General features: G+C 64.6%; 35 protein-coding genes and 2 pseudogenes. 4 read left to right on the top strand and 33 right to left on the bottom strand.

The window, feature by feature from the left end; all coding sequences use genetic code 11:
* Positions 1-2 precede the first annotated feature (2 nt).
* Entirely contained in the window at positions 3-2,297 is a 2,295-nt protein-coding gene (locus tag FE851_RS22180; protein WP_030090598.1) for a type IV secretion system DNA-binding domain-containing protein, read from the bottom strand.
* Positions 2,287-2,577, bottom strand: a complete 291-nt coding sequence (locus tag FE851_RS22175) for a hypothetical protein (RefSeq protein WP_030090597.1) — start codon at positions 2,575-2,577, stop codon at positions 2,287-2,289. The genes FE851_RS22180 and FE851_RS22175 overlap by 11 nt, the downstream gene beginning before the upstream one ends.
* Before the next feature lie 658 nt (positions 2,578-3,235).
* Here FE851_RS22175 and FE851_RS22170 point away from each other — a divergent pair.
* Complete coding sequence (locus FE851_RS22170) at positions 3,236-3,454, top strand: hypothetical protein (protein ID WP_030090596.1); 219 nt, start codon at positions 3,236-3,238, stop codon at positions 3,452-3,454.
* Between the two features lies 1 nt (position 3,455).
* On the opposite strand, the gene FE851_RS27010 is transcribed toward FE851_RS22170, so the two are convergent.
* From FE851_RS27010 to FE851_RS22135, 3 genes are all read right to left on the bottom strand, one after another.
* Entirely contained in the window at positions 3,456-3,674 is a 219-nt protein-coding gene (locus FE851_RS27010) for a hypothetical protein (RefSeq protein WP_261371163.1), read from the bottom strand.
* Between the two features lie 692 nt (positions 3,675-4,366).
* The gene (locus tag FE851_RS27005) at positions 4,367-4,591 is read right to left on the bottom strand and encodes a hypothetical protein (RefSeq protein WP_261371162.1); all 225 of its coding nucleotides are present in this window, start codon (positions 4,589-4,591) and stop codon (positions 4,367-4,369) included.
* Positions 4,592-4,658: 67 nt separating this feature from the next.
* A complete protein-coding gene (locus tag FE851_RS22135) occupies positions 4,659-4,886 on the bottom strand; it encodes a hypothetical protein (protein ID WP_066703412.1) in 228 nt (75 codons plus the stop codon).
* An 857-nt stretch (positions 4,887-5,743) separates the two neighbouring features.
* Here FE851_RS22135 and FE851_RS26355 point away from each other — a divergent pair.
* On the top strand, positions 5,744-5,908 hold the full coding sequence (locus FE851_RS26355; RefSeq protein ID WP_157077779.1) for a hypothetical protein: 165 nt from the start codon (positions 5,744-5,746) through the stop codon (positions 5,906-5,908).
* A gap of 72 nt (positions 5,909-5,980) precedes the next feature.
* Here FE851_RS26355 and FE851_RS22130 read toward each other — a convergent pair whose 3' ends face one another.
* Complete coding sequence (locus FE851_RS22130; RefSeq protein ID WP_030090593.1) at positions 5,981-6,559, bottom strand: hypothetical protein; 579 nt, start codon at positions 6,557-6,559, stop codon at positions 5,981-5,983.
* 211 nt (positions 6,560-6,770) lie between these two features.
* A complete protein-coding gene (locus tag FE851_RS22125; protein WP_030090592.1) occupies positions 6,771-7,745 on the bottom strand; it encodes a DUF2493 domain-containing protein in 975 nt (324 codons plus the stop codon).
* Between the two features lie 512 nt (positions 7,746-8,257).
* Here FE851_RS22125 and FE851_RS22120 point away from each other — a divergent pair.
* Positions 8,258-8,614, top strand: coding sequence for a hypothetical protein (locus tag FE851_RS22120; protein WP_066703409.1), 357 nt, complete (start codon positions 8,258-8,260; stop codon positions 8,612-8,614).
* A 32-nt stretch (positions 8,615-8,646) separates the two neighbouring features.
* Here FE851_RS22120 and FE851_RS22115 read toward each other — a convergent pair whose 3' ends face one another.
* From FE851_RS22115 to FE851_RS22005, 23 genes and pseudogenes are all read right to left on the bottom strand, one after another.
* A complete protein-coding gene (locus tag FE851_RS22115) occupies positions 8,647-8,967 on the bottom strand; it encodes a single-stranded DNA-binding protein (protein ID WP_062787869.1) in 321 nt (106 codons plus the stop codon).
* A 399-nt stretch (positions 8,968-9,366) separates the two neighbouring features.
* Positions 9,367-9,558, bottom strand: coding sequence for a hypothetical protein (locus FE851_RS22110; protein ID WP_062787870.1), 192 nt, complete (start codon positions 9,556-9,558; stop codon positions 9,367-9,369).
* A gap of 65 nt (positions 9,559-9,623) precedes the next feature.
* The gene (locus FE851_RS22105; protein WP_030090590.1) at positions 9,624-10,061 is read right to left on the bottom strand and encodes a hypothetical protein; all 438 of its coding nucleotides are present in this window, start codon (positions 10,059-10,061) and stop codon (positions 9,624-9,626) included.
* A 3-nt stretch (positions 10,062-10,064) separates the two neighbouring features.
* The gene (locus FE851_RS22100) at positions 10,065-10,325 is read right to left on the bottom strand and encodes a type II toxin-antitoxin system Phd/YefM family antitoxin (protein WP_037505398.1); all 261 of its coding nucleotides are present in this window, start codon (positions 10,323-10,325) and stop codon (positions 10,065-10,067) included.
* Between the two features lie 190 nt (positions 10,326-10,515).
* Positions 10,516-11,028, bottom strand: a complete 513-nt coding sequence (locus FE851_RS22095; protein ID WP_145206767.1) for a DUF736 domain-containing protein — start codon at positions 11,026-11,028, stop codon at positions 10,516-10,518.
* A 44-nt stretch (positions 11,029-11,072) separates the two neighbouring features.
* The gene (locus tag FE851_RS22090) at positions 11,073-11,177 is read right to left on the bottom strand and encodes a DUF736 domain-containing protein (protein ID WP_261371161.1); all 105 of its coding nucleotides are present in this window, start codon (positions 11,175-11,177) and stop codon (positions 11,073-11,075) included.
* Positions 11,178-11,340: 163 nt separating this feature from the next.
* Positions 11,341-11,661 (bottom strand): hypothetical protein, encoded by a 321-nt coding sequence (locus FE851_RS22085; protein ID WP_145206766.1) that lies wholly within the window; start codon positions 11,659-11,661, stop codon positions 11,341-11,343.
* 73 nt (positions 11,662-11,734) lie between these two features.
* Positions 11,735-12,064, bottom strand: a complete 330-nt coding sequence (locus tag FE851_RS22080) for a hypothetical protein (RefSeq protein WP_062787874.1) — start codon at positions 12,062-12,064, stop codon at positions 11,735-11,737.
* Positions 12,061-12,255, bottom strand: a complete 195-nt coding sequence (locus FE851_RS22075) for a hypothetical protein (protein ID WP_083216155.1) — start codon at positions 12,253-12,255, stop codon at positions 12,061-12,063. The genes FE851_RS22080 and FE851_RS22075 overlap by 4 nt, the downstream gene beginning before the upstream one ends.
* A gap of 45 nt (positions 12,256-12,300) precedes the next feature.
* Positions 12,301-12,651: a DUF3768 domain-containing protein gene (locus FE851_RS22070; protein WP_030090586.1), complete on the bottom strand. Its 351-nt coding sequence runs from the start codon at positions 12,649-12,651 to the stop codon at positions 12,301-12,303.
* Positions 12,648-13,598, bottom strand: a complete 951-nt coding sequence (locus FE851_RS22065) for a hypothetical protein (protein ID WP_062787876.1) — start codon at positions 13,596-13,598, stop codon at positions 12,648-12,650. Before FE851_RS22065 ends, FE851_RS22070 begins: the two co-directional genes overlap by 4 nt.
* A 56-nt stretch (positions 13,599-13,654) precedes the next feature.
* Entirely contained in the window at positions 13,655-14,491 is an 837-nt protein-coding gene (locus tag FE851_RS22060) for a hypothetical protein (protein ID WP_030090573.1), read from the bottom strand.
* An 18-nt stretch (positions 14,492-14,509) separates the two neighbouring features.
* Positions 14,510-15,793 (bottom strand): hypothetical protein, encoded by a 1,284-nt coding sequence (locus FE851_RS22055; protein WP_066703984.1) that lies wholly within the window; start codon positions 15,791-15,793, stop codon positions 14,510-14,512.
* Between the two features lie 20 nt (positions 15,794-15,813).
* Positions 15,814-16,458, bottom strand: coding sequence for a hypothetical protein (locus FE851_RS22050; RefSeq protein ID WP_030090571.1), 645 nt, complete (start codon positions 16,456-16,458; stop codon positions 15,814-15,816).
* A 93-nt stretch (positions 16,459-16,551) separates the two neighbouring features.
* Positions 16,552-17,061, bottom strand: a pseudogene (locus FE851_RS22045) (PRTRC system ThiF family protein); the annotation flags it as partial.
* Between the two features lie 197 nt (positions 17,062-17,258).
* Positions 17,259-17,501, bottom strand: a pseudogene (locus FE851_RS22040) (ThiF family adenylyltransferase); the annotation flags it as partial.
* Complete coding sequence (locus tag FE851_RS22035) at positions 17,498-18,151, bottom strand: PRTRC system protein A (protein ID WP_030090569.1); 654 nt, start codon at positions 18,149-18,151, stop codon at positions 17,498-17,500. The pseudogene FE851_RS22040 and the gene FE851_RS22035, both read right to left, overlap by 4 nt.
* Positions 18,148-18,978 (bottom strand): PRTRC system protein B, encoded by an 831-nt coding sequence (locus tag FE851_RS22030; RefSeq protein ID WP_030090568.1) that lies wholly within the window; start codon positions 18,976-18,978, stop codon positions 18,148-18,150. Before FE851_RS22030 ends, FE851_RS22035 begins: the two co-directional genes overlap by 4 nt.
* A 10-nt stretch (positions 18,979-18,988) precedes the next feature.
* Complete coding sequence (locus FE851_RS22025; RefSeq protein WP_228227686.1) at positions 18,989-19,984, bottom strand: hypothetical protein; 996 nt, start codon at positions 19,982-19,984, stop codon at positions 18,989-18,991.
* 167 nt (positions 19,985-20,151) lie between these two features.
* Positions 20,152-20,358, bottom strand: coding sequence for a PRTRC system protein C (locus tag FE851_RS22020; RefSeq protein ID WP_145206764.1), 207 nt, complete (start codon positions 20,356-20,358; stop codon positions 20,152-20,154).
* A gap of 45 nt (positions 20,359-20,403) precedes the next feature.
* A complete protein-coding gene (locus FE851_RS22015; protein WP_030090565.1) occupies positions 20,404-20,835 on the bottom strand; it encodes a PRTRC system protein E in 432 nt (143 codons plus the stop codon).
* Between the two features lie 33 nt (positions 20,836-20,868).
* On the bottom strand, positions 20,869-22,458 hold the full coding sequence (locus FE851_RS22010; RefSeq protein ID WP_062787881.1) for a PRTRC system ParB family protein: 1,590 nt from the start codon (positions 22,456-22,458) through the stop codon (positions 20,869-20,871).
* Between the two features lie 127 nt (positions 22,459-22,585).
* Positions 22,586-23,599: a hypothetical protein gene (locus FE851_RS22005; protein WP_062787883.1), complete on the bottom strand. Its 1,014-nt coding sequence runs from the start codon at positions 23,597-23,599 to the stop codon at positions 22,586-22,588.
* Between the two features lie 87 nt (positions 23,600-23,686).
* Here FE851_RS22005 and FE851_RS22000 point away from each other — a divergent pair, with 87 nt between their 5' ends.
* Positions 23,687-24,175 carry a hypothetical protein gene (locus tag FE851_RS22000; RefSeq protein ID WP_145206763.1) on the top strand — a complete coding sequence of 163 codons (489 nt, stop codon included), beginning with the start codon at positions 23,687-23,689 and terminating at the stop codon, positions 24,173-24,175.
* A 3-nt stretch (positions 24,176-24,178) separates the two neighbouring features.
* Here the strand turns inward: FE851_RS22000 and FE851_RS21995 are convergent, their stop codons facing one another.
* From FE851_RS21995 to FE851_RS21985, 3 genes are read right to left on the bottom strand one after another with little or no spacing between them, the layout of a single operon-like run.
* Positions 24,179-24,679, bottom strand: a complete 501-nt coding sequence (locus FE851_RS21995) for a thermonuclease family protein (protein ID WP_369805560.1) — start codon at positions 24,677-24,679, stop codon at positions 24,179-24,181.
* The gene (locus FE851_RS21990; protein ID WP_030090560.1) at positions 24,679-24,879 is read right to left on the bottom strand and encodes a hypothetical protein; all 201 of its coding nucleotides are present in this window, start codon (positions 24,877-24,879) and stop codon (positions 24,679-24,681) included. Before FE851_RS21990 ends, FE851_RS21995 begins: the two co-directional genes overlap by 1 nt.
* A 42-nt stretch (positions 24,880-24,921) precedes the next feature.
* Complete coding sequence (locus FE851_RS21985; protein WP_062787886.1) at positions 24,922-25,530, bottom strand: DUF6927 domain-containing protein; 609 nt, start codon at positions 25,528-25,530, stop codon at positions 24,922-24,924.
* Positions 25,531-25,568 lie beyond the last annotated feature (38 nt).

Below are 25,568 nucleotides of genomic sequence, written 5' to 3'. Positions count from 1 at the left end.
GATCAGATCCCCATGTCGAGATCGTCCTGGTCACGGCCCGCGGCGAAGCCCTGACGCAGTTCGATGAGGGTCTGATCCTCGACTTGCGGCGCCTGCGGTGACGGTCCGCGCCGGTCGTCGGCGGGCCGCTGGCCGGTCTCCTGCTGGGCGTCCCTGCCGCGCGCGCCGTCCTCCTTGCCGCCGCCCGCTCCCTTCGCCTGCGGGGGCACCGGCCGGTCATCGCTACGCGGGGCGGTACGATGGGTTTCGGCGGCCTGGTCCTCGCTCGGCGACTGCAGGATCCGCGCCGCCATTTCCTTCGCAAGATTGGTTGGCTCGACCACCTCATCCACGATCTGGACGGCGCCGTCCCTGCCGCCGGCCTCACCGCCCTCCTCGTCGAAAATCTCCTCCCCGCGCTTGGACCGGACGGGCTGCATCACGGGACGCTTCAGGAAGCCCGGCGCCACGATGGGGTAGTTCTTCCATTCGAGAAGGATGCGCGCGGCCGGGAAACCGTCGGGGAATTTCACGAACCCGTGCATCGAGGGCAGGTTGGTGATGTCGTCGGGGATCACGAGGGGCTCGACCTGCTTGCGCGGAGTCAGGGTCGAGGCGTCGCGATTGTTGTTGTAGCCGTAGCTATAGGCCTCATCCATCTGCCGCACTTCGCGGTTGCCGATGTACTGCGAGCACTCCTCGGCGGTCTTGAACTCGCTGGTCGCGAGGATGAGCTTGGAGCGGGCGAGCGAGGCGAGATTTCGCGCGCCTTCCTCGCCATAGACCTCGACGAGCTTCTGGAAGCTGTGGAGCCCCAGGATCATTGCGCCGCCGAAGTTCCGCGCGGTCTGCAGGCCCTTCTCGATCGCAGGCAGGCGGTGCAGCGCGCCGACCTCATCGAACATGAACCAGGTCCGCAAGCTGCGCGTGCGCGGCAGCGTCATGAGGCTGGTGATGGCGATGTTCATCCAGAGCGTCAGCAGCGGCCGGTTCATCTCCAGATCGTCGTAGTCGGAGGTGACGAACAGGATCGATCCGGGCGCGCGCTCGGTGGTCATCCAGTGCCGGATCGAGAACGGCTCTCCTTCGTCGGGCAGGAAACGCAGGACCTGCGCATTGGTGTTGAAGACGGCGCGGATCGATTCCGCCATGCGGGCCGCTTCCGGGGCGGTCAGCGGGTCGGCGATGGTGTTCGCGAGGAAGCGATGCACCCGCTTCAAATCGGCGGTCATCAGGTTCTCGGCGAGCGCCAGGTTGGTGGTCTGGCCGCGCTCCTGAAGCCGGACGCACATCTCGATGAACAGGGTGCGGGCCGCGAGCGCCCAGAAGGGCTCGGACGAGCCGCCATCGGAGGGAATGAGCGCCGCGGCGGCCGACGTGAAATGGCTGTAGGTCGAGCAGTCGTTGAAGATCGACCAGGCCGGGCAGCGCTGGTCCATCGGGTTCAGGATCGTGTCGCGCATGGGATCGTAGAAGGCTTCGACATAGGCGCCGGTGAGATCGAAGATCACGGCGCTGTCCTGGCGCTGGCGCATCTGGCTGACCAGACTCCTGAGCTCGGTGGTCTTGCCCGCGCCGGTGGTGCCGATCAGCATGGAATGGGACTGCTCGAGGCGGTGCGGATAGGGGATGCCGGCGAGCGTATAGGGATGGTGGATGCCGCCCGCCTTCCGTGTCGCGAACGGCAATTTGAGCACGGCGGCGGACGAGCGGCCGGGGAAGAACTCGCGCGCGTCCTCCGCGAATTTTTCCGCATTGTGCTGCGCGATTTCGGAGACCAGCACGGCGCGATCGACCAGCATGGCGCCGCGCTCATGGCGTTCCTGAAGGATCGAACGCCCACGCCTGCGCGAGATGTCGACGAACCAGATGGTGAGTGGCGCGACCACGAAAACCGAGACGAGGATCGAGCCGATCAGCGCCCGGATGGTGGTCTCCCAGGCCTGCTGCACGGCCGGGATATAGGGCACCACGGGCATGACCGTTTTGTAGATCTCGCCATTGGGCAGGGTGACGTTGACGCGCTTGTTGGGATTGAGGTCGACCCAGTTCCAGAGCGCCGAATAGATCTTCATGCAGACGAGCTGGAATCCGTGCTCGTCGAGGCGGATCGAGAGGATGACGAACCAGGCCGCGAGGAAGGCGAAGAACCAGACCATGATGGGCAGCCGCGCGCCCGAAAACCACATCAGCATCTCGTGGGTGAGAAGCTGTGAGCCGCGGGTGAAATTGCCCGAGTTTCGCTGCACGCGGCCGCGCGCAGAGTGGTGGGTCAGCGGGATGTTTTTCCCGTTCGAGCGGATGTCCTCACGCGCCATGATATTGCACCAGGCGCTTGTCGGTTTCGGCAACGAGGCGGTCGCGAAGCTCAGGATATTGCTCGCGCAGAATGACGTCGAGCACGAGCTGCTGGAACTCGCTGATCCGGGCCAGGCGGCGCTGGCTCGCGGTCAGCACGTCGGAGGATGAAAGGAAGACATTGAGGGCCGACCGGATGACGTCGGCGACGCTCAATTTCTGTTCGGCGGCGATCACGCTGAGGCGGTCCCATTGGGCGCGCTCCAGGCGGACGTTGTAATGCCGGTAACTGGTAGCCAAGACCAACCTCCTAGCAGGGAGGCTGGTGGGGACTGAAGAATGGCTCTATTTATAGCCGAGCGACCCGGTTCCGGCAAGTTGATCGTCATGGACCAGCAGGCCGTAGTCTCACAGACTACGCGCGAATGGCTGATTTCCGCCGTTTTTGCCCGCCCACCAGCTCGTACTACAACGTAGTCTCCTTTCCTTCCGCGCTAACCCGTTGTGAAACAACGGAACTCATGCACCTTCAGGTGCGTAGGGTGTGCTAATCCCAAGAGCCCGATCCCCTGTCCCTGGGCCTGTTACGATGTCGTCGGAGAGGAGCCGGTTGCCGGGACCGGCGAGGTACGCGCCGCCCTGAGGCGGAACGCGCGAGGCCGGTGTCACCGATCCGATCAGGGCGCGAAAAGCCCCGATGCGCAGCATCAACGTCGGCCAAAGGGCCGCGTTGGAAAGGCGAGGATCGTGACCCGAAGGGCGGAGACAAGGCGCATGCCTTGGCTCCGTGAGGTTGGGCTCTCGTTGCCTGAAGGGCATCGGGAGCCCTAGCGAATAGAGCCGTCGTCGGGCGCAGGCCCGATGCGCCCAGCCCCATGAATCTTCTTCTTCCTGCCCTCACCAACCAGCGCTATGTTCAGCCAGTTCATAGCCCGATTAGCCTTCACAAGAGGCACCTATGGCAAAGACACTGGAACAGGAGAGACAGGCTCTCGAAGAGGATCAGCGCCGGCTGGAAGAGCGGCGCAGGAAGCTCGAAGAGAAAGAGCGCGAGCAGGCGATCGCGACGATCGAGAAATCCGGACTGCTGAAGCTTGAACCTAAGCGGCTCGCCGATCTGACGGCCCGCATCAAGACACTGGGTTTCGAGGAAGTCGAAAAGCGGCTCAAGGCCTGAATCATCCCCCGCCGCGGCAACGCCGCGGCACGGTCATGGGGGGCTCGATGCCCCCCGTGACCGTTCCTCTCCCAGCAAAAAAACGTATGGCCCGCCCCGTTTGCAAGCTGTCTCTTATACACATCTTGCGAGCCAGTTCGACAAACTCGCCGTTCAGTGCCTCGACCTTGGTATCAAGTTCGTGCCATTCGGCGCGCAGTTCACCCACCAGTTGCTTCAAGCGCTGTCTCTTATACACATCTTGCGAGCCAGTTCGACAAACTCGCCGTTCAGTGCCTCGACCTTGGTATCAAGTTCGTGCCATTCGGCGCGCAGTTCACCCACCAGTTGCTTCAAGCGCTGTCTCTTATACACATCTTGCGAGCCAGTTCGACAAACTCGCCGTTCAGTGCCTCGACCTTGGTATCAAGTTCGTGCCATTCGGCGCGCAGTTCACCCACCAGTTGCTTCAAGCGCTGTCTCTTATACACATCTTGCGAGCCAGTTCGACAAACTCGCCGTTCAGTGCCTCGACCTTGGTATCAAGTTCGTGCCATTCGGCGCGCAGTTCACCCACCAGTTGCTTCAAGCGCTGTCTCTTATACACATCTTGCGAGCCAGTTCGACAAACTCGCCGTTCAGTGCCTCGACCTTGGTATCAAGTTCGTGCCATTCGGCGCGCAGTTCACCCACCAGTTGCTTCAAGCGCTGTCTCTTATACACATCTTGCGAGCCAGTTCGACAAACTCGCCGTTCAGTGCCTCGACCTTGGTATCAAGTTCGTGCCATTCGGCGCGCAGTTCACCCACCAGTTGCTTCAAGCGCTGTCTCTTATACACATCTTGCGAGCCAGTTCGACAAACTCGCCGTTCAGTGCCTCGACCTTGGTATCAAGTTCGTGCCATTCGGCGCGCAGTTCACCCACCAGTTGCTTCAAGCGCTGTCTCTTATACACATCTTGCGAGCCAGTTCGACAAACTCGCCGTTCAGTGCCTCGACCTTGGTATCAAGTTCGTGCCATTCGGCGCGCAGTTCACCCACCAGTTGCTTCAAGCGCTGTCTCTTATACACATCTAGAGGTGTATAAGAGACAGAATCAACGCCAAGGATAACAATAGACAGCGGTCCGCTCCTTTCCTTTGCAAGCACCGGCATCATACCGGATGCCGGGGAAAAGGGGCGGGCCATCCCATAAGGGGAGAGGCCGCAGCCCCTCCCCTATCGTTCAGAATTCGTCGATGATGCCGCCCGGCGCGGTGTAGACGATCCGGTCGATCATCGCCTGTCCGAGCGCGCCGTAGTCGCCCTCGTCAATGGCGAGGAACCCCAGCTCATCGTGCTCGACCACATGCTGGTCGAAGTAGCTGTGCATCGCGCGGCGCTCGGCATTGGCGACGGCGGCGAAGTAGGCGGCGTGCTGATCGGCGGCGGCGATGTTCGTGATCGTCTGCATGTTCGTCTCCTGTCGTCTTGAATGACAGGGGAATGGCGTCGGGCGGGCGGGACCGTGTCAGGCCTCGCCGGCTTGCCGGCGACCGCAAAGCGGCGGTGGGGGTCACGATTTTCTTCGGCGGCCACCGTCGTTCGAGATTGATGCGCAGCGCCCGATCCGCCGAAGAAAATGGTGGGGCCCCGCCGGGCTTGAGACGGTCTCGTCCGCCCGACAGAATGGGAAGACTGTGAGAGATTTTTCCTCTCGGGGAAGCGCCTCCGGCAAGGCGTAGCGGCGCGCGGACCGACGGGTCCGTGCGGCACGCGAGCGAGCCGGTGTCGTCACGATGAAACGCCGCCCCATCATGGCTTTTGCGAATTATGAGAACGGCGTGCACGGACCCTTCACCGATCTCGGCCAGCGGGCGGAGCGGATGGACAATCCACTGATCCGGGAGGGTGCTGGACAGGGCCGAAACGACTTCGCCTTGGTGTCACAGGAGGTCTGTGTTAGGCGCCGGATTGCGCTGCGAAGGCTGCGGCGCCGGGACTGGTAATCCCGTCGAGAAAGGCAGCTCGGTGTGATCTCACGCCGGGGTGCCTGCGCACATGTCCAGGTGCCTTGGCACTAAAAGCGTAGGCGCATGTCTCGACGTGTTACCCTGTCTCTTATACACATCTAATCCCGTCGAGAAAGGCAGCGCGGTGTGATCTCACGCCGGGGTGCCTGCGCACAGGTCCAGGTGCCTTGGCACTAAGAGCGTAGGCGCATGTCTCGACGTGTTAGCAGCCCCGGCTCCCGCGCACGGCGCGGGAGCTCTCCGGGGAGGAGCGACGGCCCGGAAGCTCGCGAGGATGGACCGCGCTCGAGGTAGCGATATGGACCTCTCGGAGACGGACCCGACGGTAACACGGGCGCTTGCGCTGGCATTGATGCGGCAGGCCAAAGAGTATCTGGCGGCGACAAACGATGTCGATGCCGCCGACCAATTGCAGCGCGCGATCGATACCCTGCTGACACCGCGAACGCCGGTCGCGGCATAGGCTCGCAGCGGCATTGCGGGGCGCGCCGCGCGCGGCGACGCGCCCCTTCGCGACGTCTGGTCCGGGCGGAGGCTATGCCCATTCCAGACGGGAACTGTCGTCAAGATCTCCGGTCGCGATCAGGCGGTCGAGCCGGGACAGGTATGGGGCTGCACCCTGCGCTTCGACGCTGCGCCGGATCGCGGGATCAGCGAGGCGGGCACGGACATTGTCGACCGGGATTTCGCCGACGCTCTCCGGTCGCAGTCCAAGCCCTTCGAGCAGCGCGAACGCATTCTGATAGGCCAGATCGAGTTCGAGGCCGAGATCGGAGGTCAGCCCGACCGACAGGGTGATCGGGCCAGTGTCGCCCTCGCGATAGACGCTGACCCGGCGGCCGCGAAACTGGGCCTCATCCAGCACCGTGATGACATCGGTCTGATAGTCGAAGATGCGTGCGATGCTGGCGAGCGCCAGCGGGCAGACACGCGCCTCGAACCGATAGGAGAGATAGTCGTCCTCCGCGAAATCCGGATCCAGCAGGGTCATGTCGAGACGCTCGCCTTGGCCGCGCAGAAATTCCCGGAAGGCGGCGAGCTGGCGGGCGTTGATGACGGCGGTCTGGCGTTCCTGATGGTCGGCCGATGTGGTGATGCGAAACACAATGGACATCTCGTCCTCCCTTGCTGAACGCAGCACCCGTCCCTTCTCCCCTCTGGCCGCCTGGCGGGGCGAAGTCGGTGCGAATGGTGGCCATTGCGCGAGCGCGCCAGCGCTCAGTCCCCCGCGGCGCGAAGGGGCTCGATGCCCCTGAGCGCCGCATGTCCACGCAGAAAAAGATGGAGAGGCCCCGGCCGAAGCCGGAGCCCCTCCAAGCGAGCACTCACGCGCTGCGCTGGGTGCGCTGGTGCGCGAGGCGGACGATGTGCAGCGGCACCCCCGCCTGCCGCAGCTTCTGGGCGAGGTTCTGCTGGATGCCCGAGCCTTCGCAGATGACGGCTTCCACCGGCTTGAGACCGAGAATGCGGTCATTGCGGACGAAGGCGGCGCGGTTGCCCTGACTGCGATCGAGGCGGAACTGGATGACCTTGACGCCGCGCGATGCCGCCCATGCGTGCGCCACGGCATCGCAGCCCTTCGCTTGCGCGGTGGTCGCGAGGATCATCTCCGGGATGCGTGCCTTGATGCTGTCGAGACCGTTCCAGAGCAGGTCCACGTCCTCCCACACCTGACCACCGGAGAACGCCACGACCGGGCCTTCGGGGGCGAACTGCTCGCGGCGCTCCCGGGCTTTCGAGGCAAGATAGTCGCGGGCCTCGATCATCGATGCGGTAAGCGCGCTGGAAACCCGGCTTCCCCGCACCGGCGAGAAGGGCTTGCCGGTTTCGACCCGATAGACCTCGGCGGCATGGTCGCGCATGCATTCCATCGCCTCGCGGCAACCCTGGAGGGTCTGGCAGAGGAGCTGGGTGTCTTCGAGTTCGGTCGCGTAGATCTCGGACGGATCATAGCTGCGTGCGAGATCGCCGAGCTTCTTGGCGGCGTCATCCTCGCGGCCCTCGATACGCTTCGCCACGACATGGAAGCTGTTGGCGAAACCCCACGCCAGATCGGCCGCAAACGGCTCCATGCGGGTGTCGCGCAGCACGTCGAACATGGTCTGCATCATCATCTCGGTGGCGGCCCGCACCTGCTCGGGATCGGGCATGTCAAGTGCTTCGGGCGCTTCGACGATGCTGAGCTTGGCCATCTCGCTATGTTCGATGAACGCGCCCTCGTAGGTCTGGGTCAGTCCGTCATTTTCACGCGACGCGGCGACGAAGCTGGCAAGGTCGGCGAAATTGTTGAAAGAAGTCATAAAAGCCTCCGAACAAGTCGATCTCTCATCCGGGATTGGATGAAAGATGAAATCTCATCGGATGGGCCGACGGGGCTTTGTCAGGGACGCGGGGACAAGTCCCCGCGCCGCCTCGGCGGGGCGTGGGGGAACCGATTTTCTTGGGGCCAGAGCGCAGCGACGGTCCCGGGAAAATTGGGGGGACCGCGCATCCTTGAGAAAGCCCCCCAAGGCACATCACACTACGGCGATGAAGCTTGTCTGATACCGAGATGTTAGAGAGAGAATTGGATTTGCCCCGGCCGCGCGGCGGCCGGGTTAACAGCAAATCGCTCCATACTGTCCCAGGAGAAACCCCCTCCCCATCACCCCCGCAAGGTGATCGTAACCCGGCAGGGCGGAGACGCGGCAAGGCCGTGGCTCCGGGAGCCGCAGGCGAGTAGAGCGCCGGTCCCGGCCTGAGCCTGTCGAAGGGCCGGGATGCGCCAAATGATCGAGCACCGACGCCGCAGGCAATGTTGAAGGAATGAAGAGTGAAGGCCCAGATTCAGGCGAACTATGAGGAGCGTCTATCGCGATATGCTGCACTGTTGCATGGCAATGAGCCACCGGGGCTGGTGGCGAAACTCGCCGTCTATCAGCAGCTCCTGCGGCAACGTGATATTCATGGCGACCGCCTGTGGCAGATCGAGCCGATCCTCTATCCGCTGGCGGAGCAGGACGTGATCGCGCTGGTGAACAGCGTGATCAAGGTCGTCACCGATCAGGAGTGGAAGCTCCGGGATGGGGCGAGCTTCCATGTCGGCGAGTTCTACGCGATCGGCGTCGAGAACATGGTCCACAACCTCGAGACGGGGCGACGCGCGAACTTCCCGGGCCAGTTGAGCTGAAGGGCGGCGCCCGCAGGCGCCGCTCTACCGGGTCAGAAGAAGTCGATCTTGTCGGCGATGATCTCGCAGCCGTACCGGGTGACTCCGTCGCGATCCTCCCAACTCGAATAGTGCAGCCGGCCGGTGATGGCGACGACATCGCCCTTCTTGCGCGAGGCGCCGGCCTTGCCGAGGCCGTTGAAGCAGGTGACCTTGTGGAACTCTGTCTCTTTGGCGGTGTAGCCGGTGGCGTCGTCGACATAGGTCTTGCCGTCCCTGAGCTTCACGCGATCGGTCGCGACAATGAGGGTGGTGACGGCGCCGCGGGTCTCGGGGTCCTTGGCGACGCGGCCGGCGAGATTGACGTTGTTCATGGTAGTGCTCCTCGTTGGGTCCAGCGGCCTTCCCGCCGGTGACACCGAAGAGCGGCGTGCGGAGAGGGTCCGCACCGTAGCGTCAGCGGAGGGGAACCCCTGGAGGGAGTTGGCGCGGGCAGCCGCGAAGCGGCAACACGGGCGACCGGATGGGGTTGCGGGACGTCTTCGTCTCGCCGCAGGTGTCAGGAACAGGCGAAGGAAGGCTGCTGGCCGCGGCGGGGCTCTACCCGATGGACGATCGCGCGGCGCGCTGCTCTTGACCCCGGCGCCGGCGGCGGAGCGCCCTCAGGAGTTCGTGCTCAGCAATCGGTCACGGGCAAGCCCGTTCGGCGAGGCCCGCTAGACGCAGCGATCGGGATTGAGGGCAGAGCCTCGTATTGCTCGGCCTCGGCGGCCTCAGGCGCGAAATGGCAGACGGAGTTTCGCGCGGCGGGACCTTTCGCGCGCGGTATCATGCTCATCAGCCCATCGGTCGGCGGCGATCTCTTCGTCCGTAGGTCGCGCGCCCGCGAGATCGGCCCGCTGCTTGTCGCTCAAGGTCTCGGCCGTGCTCACCGCCCGATTGCCGTGCCGCTGGTTCGTTCCCATGTGTTCTCACTCCGAAGTCGCGATGATCCGCGCCGCGTGGCAAATGCGGGCGCGGCCGATACTGGTCAGGAGGTACGCTTGACCTGCGTGACCTTGCCGGCGTCGTAGGCGGCGAGCCAGCGGGTGCGGATGGTTTCGTAGAAGGCGGTTGGAAGCTGACCGTATGCAACCTCGCCCAATGGATCTCCGGGCACCGTCCGAAGATCGGGCCCGGGCCATTGAAAATAGTTGAGCTCCGTGAGGACGACCCACGAGCGATCATCATCGAGCCCGAGACGAACCTTCGTCGCGTGCGGAATTTCAACGGCAAGGCTCGTGTCGGACGGCGGCGTATGGGTCACTGGCAGGATGGTGACCATCTTGGCGCCTGCCTTATTTGTCGTCGCGAGCAGCACGGCGCAGGGACGGTCTTTGCTGCCTTCTTCGTGACCTGCCTTTGCTTCATGGCTCCAGAGATACGAGTAGCGAATTACTAGGCCGGGAACTGGATCGGGAATTTGCACTCGTCAGGACTCGACCTCGTGATCGAAGGCAGCGGCTTCTGCCGGCGCTCGCGCCGCTCGAACCCCCTCCACGATTTCCTCCGGCACGTCAGTCAACGTGAAGACCTCGCGATCGCGCCGCTTGAGCCGCTGATATTCGGCGGCCGACATCAACACGAGGCTATCGTGGCCATGATGCGTGATGGTAAGGGGCGCAACCAGCGCCTGGCGGCTGATGCGGCCGAAGGCCTTTGACGCCTCAACGGAACTGACAGTCTGGGGCATGGTGATTCTCCTGTCCGGAAAGTACGGAGTTTCCGGATAAATTTCAAGTCCTCTCTGTCGCGCGCGCGAGGACGATAGCTGAGGACACGGTCACAGGGAAACGAAGGCAGGGCCCGCTTGCCGTGAGGCAAACGAGCCCTGCGGGGTTGCCGCGCGCCGGAGGGACGCGCGCGGCAGGGAGAGAGGATCGTCAGTCGGCCATCTCGGGCGTGCGGCGACGGCGGCCATTGCCCTGCGCGGGCTCGCCGCCGAACGCGCCCTCGGCCGAGGATTCACCCAGGCCATCCGTACCGGCGAGGCCGTTCGGCTTGGCCGGCTCGTCCGCACCGGGCAGCGGCGGCAGGCTGTCGTCGGCCGGGGCGGGGTCGGTCGGCGCATCGCGGCGGCGGTTGGGACGCGACCAGACGATGTTGTACGAGCCGTCGTCCTGACGGAACGCCGAGATGTAGAGCGGCTTGTCGAGGCTGGGATCCTCGATCTTGCCGTTGAGGAACATTTCGCCGGTCGCATTGGACGCCAGCTCGAACAGTGAGCCGACCTGGACCCACTGGCGTGCCGCCGAGAGCGCGAGGATCTCGAACTGGGGCGCACGCGGATTGGCGGAATGGACGGTGCGAAGGGCGATGACGATCGCGACCGTGAGCGTCGAGATTTTGCCGGTGTAGGTGCCGCTGGCGTTCTGGGTGATGGTGCCGATGTTCATGGGAAGTCTCCTGAGAAAGTGCGCTCGCTGTCTCTTATACACATCTAGATGTGTATAAGAGACAGGGCGATGACGATCGCGACCGTGCGCGTCGAGATTTTGCCAGTGTAGGTGCCGCTGGCGTTCTGGGTGATGGGGCCGATGTTCATGGGAAGTCTCCTGAGAAAGTGCGCTCGAACCCCTTGTCCGAACACCTTCTCTCACCCGCTCCTCTCCTCGGCCGTTCGGCCGAGTAAGGCGCGCCAGCGCCGCTCCGACGCGCCACTTCGGCGCCGTCGGGTACTTCAGGGCCTCGCAATCACGCGATGCGTGTCAAGTCTGGGGAGCGCTTGCCGATGGCCGCCCCAGGGCAATGACATCCTGCATCTCTTCGGCGAAACCGAGACCGTCGATATAGACGGCGCCGCGGTCGTTCTGGCCGAGAAAGCCGATCACGCTCGTGATGTCGTTTGCCACGTCGATGTCGAGGCCGAACATGTCGGCGATCTCGAAATGACCAAGCTCCGGGCCATTCCACCAGGCCATCAGAAAGTTCGCGACGCGGCGCGCCTGCCCGGTGTCGCCCATGGCGAGCGGGATAAGCCGTGTCAGCGCCGCACGGGCGGAATCATAATCTGTCGGTACGGACGTCATCGGTTTTCTCCGCGCGCAGAGGGTATCGAGGCGACACCCGGGCGCAAGCGTTTCTGCCTCGAACGGCCCGATCCTAATGAATCGAGCCGAACAGCCGCCGCTTGACCTCGGCCTGGTGCCGGCCATCCTTCTCGCCGATCGTCGCGGTCATGTCGGCGAGGAGCTGTTCGGCAAGCCTCGGCGGGATTTCCGCATAGGGCGTGATAACGGCGATCGCGGCCTCGGGCGTGGGAAGCTCGCCCGGTTCCGTGCCCCGCCAGATCAGCGCTTCCCCTTCATCGGGCTCATCATCGGTGCGAAAGCACACCTGAGCATAATAGGTCTGGAGCGGTCGGTCCCAGCCTACCGCCGCGCAGATGACGTCGGGATGGCCGGCCTTGGGCGGGAGAATGTGCCTGCTCATGCGTGTGTCCTCCGCATTCTGTGCGCGACGTGCCGCGCGGCGCCTTCGGCGCTGTTGATGGCCTGACCTGCTGCCGATGCCGCGCGGCGCGCGCCCGCCCTGCGCAGCAGGTTACGGGCTTCGCGCAGGCGTTCAACGGCAATCGCAATGGCTTGTCCGTCCTCGGACGTCGCGGGTGTGATGCGGCGCAAGATTACCTCCATTTTGGTTGGAAATTGGCGAGGCGACTGATCGGCTCAATCGTCGCAGGGGAGCATGATCGTCAGGACACGGACGGTCACCGCGGCGTCGGCAGGATCTTCCGAGCCCCATTCGAGCGAGGGATCGTAATAATCGATGCGAAAGCAGACGATGTGACCCTCGAGCTCGAACTGCCCGTAGTTGCGTTCCGGGCCGTCATCAGGCTTGAATTCGTAGCGCCGGACGGCCGCGAGTACCGCGGCCTGGGCGACGGCTTCGCTGACGATGCGGTCGCCGCCTGCCAATGTGGCGAGACAGGTCGCCGTCATCACGATCCGCGCGTTTCGATCGAGGCCGAGCCGCACGCGGTCATTGAGCTCGGCGATCCGGGATATGGTGCTGGTCATGCTGCCTCCATCAAGCCGGCGTTGAAACTCGCGATCCATTCTTCCATCGTCGGCCGCTCGGCGATCGGCACGATGCTGGCGGCGTCCTGGAAACGGATGAGATCGGTCGGCGCATCGCGACGGATCGCGTCGATCTCGGCCTCGGGGAGCAGCCGCTCGGCGCGGATGAAATCGGTGATCCTGCCGGGCCGGGTCCTGGTCGATCGGCGCCACAATCCCTCGACGGTGCGCAGGCGCGGTTCGGCGCGGGCCTCAATCAGGACAATCAAGCGAAGGCACCACGCCGGCAGGGCGCGTACTTCATCGGGCCGGATGGCGCCGCAGAAGAAGCAGCTCGACTTGGGCGGCACCGGGAGACCGGCGGCCTCGATCCGGGCGATGCAGCGATCGCGCGTCCAGTTCCATTCGCGCAGCGGATAGCGGCACTGGAACAGCGGATCGTCCAGCCCGGCAGCATGGGCATGACGCCGGGAATCGGAGGGCGACGTGTCGTAGCCGATCAGCCGCTCGACCTTCTGCCCATTCGCCCATGCGGCGCGAGCCGGTGCCCATTGCTTCAGGAAAGCGTCTTGCGGCGCCACCTTCCATTTGAGGCTGCAACTATGCCGTCCCAGGCTGATGCTCGGCAAAGTCGCATTGGTCAGGACATTGGCGAGGATCGAATAATAGGGCGGCCAGTGCTTGAAGCGCCTGGGCACGTAGCGGACGATCTCATAGGGAATCCCGCGCGCGTGCATCCACGCGGCGATCATCCGCTGATATTCGTAGGTCTCGGGCTTCTCCGCGCCCGGATCGGCGCTCAGCACCAGGTCTGGCGCCTCGCCGCGCGCCTCGAGTTCGATCAGCAGCGCCGTGGAATCGACACCGATCCCATAGGCCAGGACCACGGGCGGCGGGGCGGCGACCAGAATGGTATCGACCGCTCGTCTGTTGCTTGGGATGTGCATGGAGTTCTCGGCCTCGATCGCGGCCCATCGCCGCAACCCTCAAGATCCCCCTCCCCTCATTCTCGGCCGGCTGTGCGGTTCTCGGCCTCGATGCGAAGATCGAACTGAAAGGTGGGGTGCGCCAACGGCAGGGCCTTTGGATAGGGAAGTCGCGGCAGTGCGCGGCCGTGCCGGCGGGCTTCGCGGGTGAGCTCGAAGCAATAGGCGTAGAGACCCGGCTGCTGATGGCGCACGAGATGGCGTTCGCGTTGCAGCCGCCAAAGCCATGTCGCAGGCATCTCCCCGAACTCCGGCCTGGGCAGGCCAAGCGAAACGAGCTGATCGATGGCGCCGGCATGGCCTCGCTCGCCAAGGCGGATCTTCGAGAGCGTGCGCCCCGCGATCGTTGTGTCGCCGGCGCGCAGGACGGTTCGCGGCCTCGTAATGGCGCGGTGCGCCGCCGAGAGCGCGCAATAGACGCGGCCTATATGTCCGGCGCTTGGGTCGCTGTACGAAACCACGGCCTCGATTCCGGGCTTCTCGCGGCGCAGATGGCGAAAGGCCCGCGCGACGAAGAAGCTCTCCCCGTTCTGGGGCACGGCGTCTGTCAGGATCAGGCGGGCGAGCACGCAGCCGCGTAGCGGATCGGCAAAGCCGGTGTGCCGCGTGATTACGGCTCCGGTGGCCGGAACGGCGAAGACGGCGACGCCTTCCAGGACTGCCCCGGCGCCATAGAGCCCGACCGCGAGCTGCGCCGCAGGATAGGTCGGCAGATAATGATGGCGGGCAATGAAAGCGCGCGCGGCATCGTGTCCGATGATCTCGACGGAATAGGATTTGGGATCGATGACCGTGAGATCGCGGGCCCAGAGCGCCCGGCGCTCGCGCCAGCGCTGGCTGCGGCTCGTTTCCATGTTTTGGATCCTCGAATGTTAGCGGGCGGCAAATCTCGTCGCCCCGCCGAACAGGCGGAGCGCGCGTGCCATCTCGTCGCGCAACCGGGCCTTGCTGCCGACGATGAGCGTCGGCGCGAGGGGTTTCCCGCCGGGGTCGATGAAGCCGTGCGCGAGGGTGCCGTCCTGTTCGATCGAGACGAGATGCCCCTTGCCGGGCGCCGGCCCCTGATAGCGCGCCGTCAGCTCGCCTAGCTTCGCAGTCAGGCCCTTGGTCGCCTTGGACCAACGGATGTGGCCAGCGCCGACATTGCTCCCGGCCTCGCGGCCTCGATCCATCCAGAGTTTCGCGTGCGCCTTGACCTGCAGCGGCGTGTTGCGCGTGCGTTCGCGATTCCGACAGGTTGGCAATGCGGCCGAATGGGTATCGAGAACCCGCAGATATTCGCCGTGCAGCGCGACAAGGATATCCTCGATGTCGATGCCGGCGAGGAGCGCGCGAAGCCGGTCCTCCTGCTCGGGACTGGCAATGAGCTCGTCGGCCCGCTCCGCCGTCAGTTCCTCGGCCTCGGGCTGCGCGGTCACACCGGATATGAAGCCCTTGGTGGCGGTGAGAATGATGGCGTGACCGCCGCAGCGGCCGCCTGTCTTACGATAGCGCTCCAAAATATCGCCTCGGCCGAGCGCCGCCGCCGGATGATCGCCCAGGATGATAACCCGCCGCGACCATGGTGTCGGTCGGGGCCGGTCGCTGGGTTTCGGCCAGTCCGAGGGTAGCGATCGCACCGCACCCCGCGACTGCATCGAGATGGGCGCTCGTTCGGCAGCGCGATTGGCCCGGCGCGCCGCATCGAAGAGATCGTCAACGTCGCCGCCGCCGTCGGCGAACCCGCAGTCATAGGCCGGGCGTTCTGCGGCCTTGGACGGCGAACAATGGTTCCAACCTACATGGGCCGCGTACCAGCCATCGGCATAGCGGATCGCGAGATTCCAGTCATAACCATAACGATCGCGTCCACGCAGGATCGCCGCATCGCGGTCATCACCGCGTCCTGAGACGGCGCGCTCCTCGGTGAAGCTGAAATTGCGCGCCTGGCGCTCGGCCTCGCTATGCGCGGCAATCGCGTCGTTGACGGGCTTCATCGCCTGGACGCGCGCGCGGGTGTGCGCCATGCGATCTTCAGGTGAAGCCGTCGGCGCCAGGTCCGGAAAGTCGCGCCAGGCTTTCGCGATCGCTTCGGCATGTTCCGGTGCGCGGCCCCGGGCCAGCCAGGTGGCAGTCGAACAGGGGTCGAACTGCGGGATTTTTTCGACATGGATCATGTGGTCGGCCTCGGTCGAGATCAGGCGAAGAGGCGCATCGGCTGTTCGACCGGCGGCGTGAGACGAAGGTCGCGCCGCAGACGGTCGGCGAAACGGTCGGGCGCCATGAGATCATTGACCGATGCCCAGTGATTGCGCGCGCCGCAGTGATCATCGCGGCCACGAACCCGGCGATAGAGGACTTCCCGGCCCGGGCCCGAACAGCCAAGCGAGAGCTGCACCCATGCTTCCTCGCCATGGAGCGTGATTTCGCCGGAAACCGCAGGGCCGCCCTTGCTGGAGCGGATGTCATAGGTTCCGTCGCATAGGCCCAGCGCGTCGGCGAGGCGCCGCATTGCGGTGCGGCCCTCCGAATGGAAGAGCCGCTTGGCGGCCTCGTCATGGCTCACGCCCCGATAGGCGAGGTTGCGCAGGACCGGCGTTCGGCGGATTTCGGCGATCTGGTCCATGCAGGTGCGCCGAAGCTCGAGATTGGACGGACGATCTTCGCACACTGCGCTGAGGTGGCGAACGAGCAGGATCACGGCGGGATCGGTTTCGGCGTCTTTGCCGGCGTTGCGGCAATCCTTGATCGCGGCTCCGATCGCGTGGAGGGTGGTGCCGACGGTGATCAGCGCGCTGGGGTCGAGCGCCTGCTGGTGGCGCATGGCGACGTCGTAAGTCATGGGATGGCCCTCCGGTCTTGAGCGAAAATCCGCTCAAACGGCCCTCTCCCCCTCCCCTTTCTCCCGTGGCCGGCCTCGGGCTCGACCGAAGATTCAAGCAGCGATCGGTAGCGGGATCGGCACGGCCTGCCCGGTGGCGATATTGATGAACGCGCCCGCGTGGCCGATCGATCCGCGGCCAACGAGATCGAAGAGAAGGGCCAGCGCGTGGCTCGCCACCACCCGGTTCACGAAAAGCGACTGGCGCTCGAGGGCTTCGGCCATCGAGCACGACGGCGCGTCGTCGTCAGGCAGGCTCTCGTTCGCGACCTCGGGGAAATATTCGAGGACTGTCGGGAGGATCTGGTGCCCGGCCTCGGGCTCAGCGTTCGGGCAACCGATGATATATTGCCCGTCGCCAGCGCGGTTGCCGAGATCCAGCCAATAGGCCGGCGCATTCCTGGCCGAGGCGATGGCCGCACCGACGCTCCGGCGCGCCGATGCGGTATCGACACAAGTGATGACGATGTCGGTGCCGTCGAGCTTCGCGGCCTCGGGTGCCCGGCCATGCACCGCCGTCCAGGCCAGACCGTGGGCGAGATTGATCCGCTCGGTTAACGTCCTGTCTCTTATACACATCTAGATGTGTATAAGAGACAGGGAGAAAGGGGAGGGGGAGAGGGCCTGTCTCTTATACACATCTAGATGTGTATAAGAGACAGGGAGAAAGGGGAGGGGGAGAGGGCCTGTCTCTTATACACATCTAGATGTGTATAAGAGACAGGGGCGAGATTGATCCGCTCGGGTAACGTCCGGGCCTTCGAGTTGCCGATCTCGCACCTGAAGAAGGGCTGCCGGCCAAGATTGGCCTCGCTGACGATATCGTCGTCGACGACGGTTACATCGAGCGAACGCGACGAAATCGCCCGCAGCGCCGTATCCAGCGAGGCGAGCCCCATCAGCATCTGCGCGCCGTTGCCGCCGCATCCCACAAGCACGATTTTGATCGCGCGGTTGCCGAGCGCCGCAGGCAGATAGTGGCGAAGGGGCGTCTCAGAGGTCATGATCGTCTCCTGAAAAAAGGGCTTCGCGGCAGCGGGAGGAACATCCCTCCGGCGCACAGTCGCGAGGCAAATGCGGGGCCGTCCGTATGACCCAGACGTCCGACAACCAGGGCGATCTTGGTCGCGTGCGCGTCGTCCGCGTCGTCGGTTGCGCTGAAGAAGGCCGCGCCGTGCCCATGGCTGTGAATGTCGCAGATGAGGTGATGGTGCGGCGGCAGCGCAGGCGGACGATAAGTGAGGTGTGACGGCGTCGCGCGGTCGATCTGGGGGAAGTCGACCCAGAATCGCCGATTAGCCTCATCCCAGAGGATGAAGGCGGCGGCCTCGTTGGGCAGCGCGGCGCGAAAGTGCTCGAGGACTTGCCGCAGCAGCTCCGCCGGTATCAAGCCGCAACGCAGGTCCGCGCGGCGAACTCCAATGCTCCCGTAGGGCAGGTAGGCCGGGATCGGCGGTGTCACGGGCAGATCCAGAGCCAGCCAGGCCCGGCGCAAGATCAGGCAGACACCATCGCGGCCGATTGCGAGGCAGCTGCCTGCTCGGGCTTCGCGAACGGCCTCGATCGCGGGTGATCGCCCATCCGGCGGCACGGGATAGCAAGGCGCCTCCGCCAGTACCGCGGCGGCGGTCGGGTCTTCGGCGAGGGCAGTCATCGGCCGGACCTTCCGTAGATGAGGTCGCCGAGCGTCACTGGGTCGGCCTTGGCGGCGCCTCGCGGGGCGGTCTGGCGACGATCTCCGAGGAACGGCCTCAAGCGTTTGACCGGGAAGCGGGTCGCGCGGGTCGCTGCGAGGGTGTCCCAGAGACGCACGAGACCGCCCTTCCCCGTGATCGTCAGCTCCTGACCCGGATTCGGATGGGTCGACCAGGAGTCGAAAAGCGCGCGCTCGAACTCGGGAATGGCGGACACATCCAGCGATGTCGGCTTCGGAATGTTACCCCAGCAGAGGGAACCGTTGAGGAAGACGTTGAGGATCGGCGAATGAAGCAAGGCGGTTTCGGCCGCGGGCCGCTCGTTCCGCTCAAGCGCAAAGACTCCAAGCCGGCGCCGTGTGGCGACAAGGACGTGTGCCGGATAGGCAACCGGGACGATCGCGCGGCCGCCAAGCGCACGCAGTCCAGCCAGTTTCGCCGAGAGGTCGAAATAGGCCGTCCTCACCTGTGCGGGCACCCACCAGACCAGCAGGTCGGGATGGGCGACAAGCACCGTTTCGGGGAGAATTTGCGGCGGGGCGACGCGGCCGAGCGCCTGCGACCAATGCCGCAGATGCGCCCGGGTCAAAGGCGTTCCAGCGGCGATGGTCGGCGCGCCGATAGCGTCGTGCTCGATCTGATGGATGCTGGCGAATGCCTCGGCATCTTCGCCAGGGGTAAGATGCGAGCCGAGGCCGCGAGCCCCGTCGCTTCTGTAGAGCAGGATGGCGTTGGTCAGCATCATGCCGCCTGCGGTTCGCTCGAACTGCACGCAATGGTCAGTCATGTCGGCCTCGTTATTCGGGAGGATAGAGTTCGATGAGATGTTTGGCGGCCCGCAGCAGCCGCGCGCCGGCGGCGAGTGACGCATGCCAGACATCGATCGCGGTGGAGTGCGTCATTGGGCAAAGGCCCGTCACGTCCATGAAACCATATTCCATGCCGTGACGCCCGACGTCGTCGACCTCGACCGCGAACTGTTCGACGGGAACGAGTGTCAGCGGCGGAAGCGGCGAACATTCCTCGATACCGGGGACATATTCGTAGAGAACATCCATCTCGAGGCGCCAGGCGTGATGTTCGTCAGGCAAATTGGTGAGCGCCGCGTGGGCATCCCGCAATTCGCGCAGAGCCCGACGAAGGGCAGTCGGTAACTTCGACGTGGGCGCTGCCCTCGCGGCGAGCATCCATTCTGGCCGCCTGGCGTTCATTTCGGACGGCATGGTCTGGGCCGCGATCTCGCTGTCGTCAGCCCCATGGAGCGCAACGAGGGCCTCGCGCGCAGCGGCGTCCTCGGTCTCGCCGTCCCAATAGTACATCGAGATGTTGTCGAAGAGGTCATCGTAGCAGAAGATCGGGAGAGCACTTCCGAGCGTGCGCTCGAGCACCCGATACGCAGCCGCGCGCCACGGGATCGGCCGCTTGCTGTCCTCGATCCATCCGAGATCGAGCTGCCCGACACTGTCGCAGACGATCGCGACCGCCGGCGCCCCGCAGGATTCGCCGTTGAGCACGACGACGCGCAGGTCCGCGATCGTGCAGCTCCGCAAGCTTTCGAGGACCTCGGTCTGGAAGACCCGTTCGATATGTCGGCGCGCCTCAGGGCGCGTGCGGTGCACTGTCTCCTGCTCTTTCGAGGCGACCCAACTGCCGACGAGCTTATGGTGGGCCGCCAAAGGTCGATCGAACATCACCGGAATATCAGGGGAGATATGGACGGTCCGTCCTGCCAGATCAGCCGAGCGGAGGAAGGGAGAGTCCTGTGGGTGGCGGGATAGGATCGGCAGGACCATCCTCGCGCGTGCCCGCGTCGAGGATGATCTTCGCATGGAGGGCCTGGGCTTGTTTGCTGCAAGCAGGCCGGGAGAGTTCGGAAGTGTTGCCATGGTCGTTCTCGATCCAATGGAGCAGCGTGCAGCGCGGTGCGGCGGGGATGGCCGCCATTTGAACGCGCGCCATGTCAGCCCTTGGTGCCGACAGCTCGGCGATATTCGGTGACGTGGACACCGCCAGTAACCCCGGCATCGACCAGGTCGGCATTGAGGATCGCCGGGTAGAGGGTGGCGTGGTAGGCGCGCAGGCCCTGCGGGTCATTGGCAAGGTACGGCGGCTGCGGGAGGTCGATACCGTCATAGCGGTAGACGCGGGCAAGATGGTCGATCTGCATCGGAATGTCCTTGTTGGAATTGCAAAGGGTGTCGGTTGCTTCCGATCACCAGAGGCTGGCGGGCTCCTCCGATTTTGCATCGGCCGGCAGGGCGCCCGCCGCTGGCGCGGCCGGCGTGCTCGCTGCGACTACCGGCTTGGCGGGTGCCGATGCCGCCTTTGCCTTCGCCGCCTCCGCAGACGCCGCGCGCGCGGCCTCGGCCGCGTCCCGCTGGGTCGCGATCTGATCGGCAAGCGCCATGCGTGTGGCAATCAGCCCACCGAGCGCCCCCTCGGCGCCCTTCGCAAGCTCTGCATCGATCTCGGCGGCCGTCGCTGTGATCGAGATCGGACGCAGCTCGCCGGCCTCGGCCTTGTGCGTTTTGCCTTCGGCGACGCGGGGAATGATGATGAGGGTAACGACACCGTCATCGCCGGCGACAAGATCGAAGGCGAGCGAATAGCTGCCCAGCATGGGCAGAAGATTGGTGATCAGCATTGTGGGATTCCTTGATTGGAAAGTTGGGCGAGGTCAGGCGGCCAGTTCGGTGACAACCTCGTCGGCCTTGGCGGGCGGAAGCGAATTGGGCGGCGCATAGCGGCCATCGAGGGCCATCGCGCTTGGCACCCGGCCAGCCCAATCGAACCCGACAGCATTCAACATGCCGGAGATCAGGTCGCCCTTCTTGGCGCCGAGCAACTTTGCGAATGCCTTCTCGCCCATGTGCGCGACCAGGCCGCTCTCGGCGGCAATGAACTTGAGCTCGTCCTTCGTGTATCGTTCGAGAAAAGCGCGATCGACCTGCCAGACTGTCCGGATGTCGATGCCGAAGGCGCCGGCGAGATCGGCGACGTGCGCGAACGACTGGACGTCCCGGGCATATGCTGCCCCGATCGCAGCCAGCACCGTGGTGGCCTGAACCTCCGATAGCTCGCGGATCTCTGCGATCTTTTCCTTGAAACCGCGATCGGGGAACGCGGCGTCGACCAGCAGTGCAGCGCGCGAGGTCAAAGTGCCTGACTTGATGTGCGAAAGCGTGCCGGTCAGCGCTGCCACGAGGATCGCCGCCTGGGCGTTCAAAGGATCGTCGGCCAGCCCGCGGGCGAGCGCCGTGCGCCATGTCGCCTCCCGCAGGTCGGTCGTGCGGCCTGCGATGGACTTTGCGGTAACACTGGGCCCGGTGCTGGTGGAAACCTTGCGCACGACGGTTCCGCGACCGACCAGAGGTGCTGAAGGCGCTGCGTCATCGGTCAGACCGCCGATCTCACCGCCGTCCTCGTTTTCGTCGCCATCGTCGGCGAGAGCGTCATCATCGCCGTCATCGTGTTCGATCGCTGCGGCGGCGTCCTCGGCCTCGGCGGCCGCCTCCGCATCACGGCGTGCAGCTTCGACCGCCTCGGTCTTTAGCTGGAAGCAGGTAGCGTTGGTGCAGTGGCCATCGTCGACATGGGTGTCGAACAGGGCGCGCTGCGTCCCTGAATTGAACGGACAGGTGGTGCATTCCGTTTTGTCGAACAGGGCATCGGCGAGGCGCTGCGTGACCTTCATGAGAAGATCGCGGGTCTTTGCGATGTCAAGGCCGGCCGCGATGATCGTCTCGAGCGCCTTGTCCTGCTTGTCGGCGGGAACGGCGGCGAGCAATTCGGCGTGTCCGACCTTGATCCGGCGCTCGTCGAGCGCGGTTTTGACGGTCTCGGAAAGGTCGGCGAGCGCGAGCCGGCGGTCCAGCTTTGCGCGGGACCAGCCAAGCCGCCGTGCAGCTTCAGCCCGGTCGCCTTGGCACGCCGCGAGATAGCGAACGGCCGCGTCCGCCTGCTCGGTCTCGGAAGGATCATCGCGATCGTCGTTTTCGGCAATCGCCGCGTCGAGCGCCTCCTGGTCGGTCATCTCCCGGATCAGGACCGGCACCTCGGCGTTTTCGCCGAAGGCTTCCATTGCGGCCCGGTAGCGGCGACCGCCCGCGACGATCGTGAAATGCTCCGGCAGGTCGGCAGCGGGCCGAACCAGCATCGGCTGCAGCATGCCTCGCAAACGCAGGGAGGCGACGAGTTCGTCATGCTTCTTCCGGTCGAAATAGCGGCGCGGATTATAGCCCACGGCAATCCGGGCGAGCGGGACCATGGCGGTCCCGACAGGGTGCGATGCGGTCAAGGCGGTTCTCCTAGTGAGAATGGCGGTGCACGCGCTTGCTCGCGACGCGCACCCTTTCGGTGAGCCTGATGCTCACCCTTCCACTCCCCCTCCCCTTTCACCGCTCCGCCGTCTGGTCATGGAAGATGTCGGCCGCCCATTGCTCGAGCCACGGCTCGAACATCTCATCATGATCAAGATCGCCGGACTCGATGAGATCGCGGATTTCGGTACGGGCCTGCGCGATTGCGGCCTCCCAGGGATCGATCGGCGGAGGATCTGCGTCAGCAGGCCGTTGCTGCGGAAGGCGGCGCGGCCGCTCGGTTAGTCGGTGGTACTGACCGGCGAGCCATTGCTCCATGTAATCGGCCACGACGCGATCGGTCTTGGAGATCCCCGCCTTCAGGGCTGCCCGACGCGCACCGACGCCATAGGCCTGGCTGTCGATCGACGCGACCCGGTGTGCGAAAGGCAGAAGGAAGGGCAGTGCCGTGCCCTTGACGCCGAATGCGTGGAGCAGAACACCGGCCGGAAGAATCTGATCGAGATGGTCGATGACCGCGATCAGGCCTTCCGGTCCGTGAATATCGCGCCGGCACATGCTTCCGACACCGATCAATGCGCCGGGGCGGAGCGAACCCCAGAGCGCATCGACACAGCGCTCATAGTCGGATGGTCGCCGGCCCTGGATCACAGGCATCAGTCTGTCGGCTATTCCGGCATCCTCGCCCAGGATGCGGCAGTCGCGATTGGCGCGGATGGTGCGCGACAGGCGGTCGAAGACTTCGTCGCGATCTCGCGCGATCTCAGCCTCGACGCAGTAATCGGCACTTGCCCACCATTGGAATGGATAGGCCGCCGCGAGCGATACATAGTCCGACAGGGACCACGGGAAGCCACCATAGCGCGCAGTCGCGACGAAGCCTGCGGAGTCCAGGCAGAGGCCGGACAAACCCCGTGCATTCTGGAGTTGCCCCAGGCGCCATCCGGTCCATTCCCGCCAGCCGCGCTTTTCGGACCAACGTGAAAGCGCGTTCGCCGAGATGAGCGCGGTCCGGCCAAGCGCGCGTGCCCGCTGAAGGATCGGCCCATCGTTCAGGTGCGGAAGGCCGACGATGACGTTGATGGGCATGATGCGCGCTCCGCTCGCAACGGAAGCACGCGGACAATTGACGGTCGCGCATGTTCACGTTACGTTCTAATGAGTAGGAGATTTGCCATGACGACGCCCAGCATCCGACACCTGTTCGATCTCGACATAACGCTGCGGGATGCGGCGCTGGATATGGAGAACCGGCCGACCCGTCGGATGATCGCCAATGCGGCGATCGGCATTCATGTCGAGGACGCCTACTATTCGGTGCGGGAGCTGCGCGAGGCGGTAAGCTGGGTGCATGAAGGGGTTTCGGCGGGCAAGCTGAAGCTGGCGGAGATCCTGGGCAATGATGGTGCCGACGATTTTCAGCGCTGCATCTATTTCTGCCTCGCCGGCCGCGGCGTGGTGTCGATGCTCGACGATCTTGAATGGCTGGAGGATCTGCTGGAGCAGCGCGGGCGCATCGCAGGCGAACAGAAGCGCCTGAAGGAGACGGTGATGCCGCTCGTGAACCCCTATGTGGCCGACGCGCCCGATGGGCCGTTGGTCAGGATGGACGGAAATTTCGAGCAGGGACCATCTTGGTGGGCCGACCCGACTTTGTCGGCCTGACCATCAGCGCTCGCAGCTCAGGCGGTTCCCGTGCCGCCAGCGCGACGGTTCGATCCAGTCTCCGGCAAAGGCCCCTGCCCTTTGCCTCCTGGCCGAAGCGAAGGCCGCATTATATGCGCGCAGGCGAGCGGGATCGTCTCTGAGATAACTCGCCTGCGGGGTCGCGAGACCCGCGCGGATAAGACGCTCTCCCAAATCCGCGCCGTCGACTGTAACGACCGCAACGGGGCGGCCATAAGAAGACGAAGACACGAGCCGGATCGTCGCGGCCTTGGAACGCAGGGCGTTCGCGGCGAAATCCTGTGCGGCCTTCCCACACTGCCAACATCCCGAGGCGCGCCGACAGAGCTGCCCGCGCTCGAATGCGTCGACCCCAAGCAACCGGAAATCGACGGCCACGGTATCGCCATCGAGCGCCCGCGCCTTCGCGTCGAAACTCTGAGACCATGAGGGCGATGTGAGAGCGGCTCCGCCCGCGAGGATGATGGCCGCCGCGATCCGGATCAAAATGTCATCTCCACCTCGACATGATCATCGGCCGCCGGCGTCGTGCAGACCCGGAATGGTTGCAGCGGATCGCCAGTGCGGACGATCGACAGCCTACCCGGCCGCTCGTCGAATAGGCGACCTGCGACGCGATTGGCGTTCTCGCGGCTGCAAAGCTGCAGACGCTTGGGCGACAATTCAAGACACGCGGCAAACATGATGGCTTCTCCCTGCTGCGGGAATGATACTGGCTGACGCACTCATGCAAAGATCGTCTTGTGAACCTTAGTGACCGGCAGGATCGTCCAGTCGCGCTCCATGAACCGGCTGATCGCATAGCCGCAGCGAGTCGCGGGATCGCGGAAACTCAGGCGGCGGCCGCGCTTCACGACGATAAATTCGTCACCCACATGACCATCGGAGAAGGTCAGCGCCTGGGCCAGTTTGATCCGGTCGCCGTCCTCGATCTTGCGCGATCGGCGGGCCAGGTTGGCACGGCACCGCGCGCGCCAGTCGAGGGCGTGCTCCCGGTCGGTCGGGGTCAGAAGGTCGAGAATGTGGCGGGGACAGCTATCCTCATAGGGGCCGACAGATTCGTCCATATCCTTGTAGCCGAAATGCTCGCCGGACTTGCTTTTGGGATTCCACATCACCTTGCAGACGATCGCGAAAACCTCCTTGCCGACGCCGTCGATCATCACCTGAGCCGCAGCATAATAGGTGCGATTCTGGGGGCAGGATGAGGCGAGCACCTTCAGTCCCTTGATCGTCCCGTCCGCCTCGCGGCTATAGGTGAATTGCGCGTCCAGATAATCCTTGGCGGTCTTGTGTCCGCCCATGTGGAAACGGGACATGGTGAGCCAGCCCATCGGTATCTCCTGTGATGTCGGGGAAAATTCGGATTAGC

Origin of the sequence: Sphingobium sp. B2, from assembly GCF_007693735.1 — a bacterium.
GTDB classification, from domain to species: Bacteria; Pseudomonadota; Alphaproteobacteria; order Sphingomonadales; family Sphingomonadaceae; genus Sphingobium; species Sphingobium xenophagum.
This window is presented reverse-complemented; position numbering and strand designations above follow the sequence as displayed.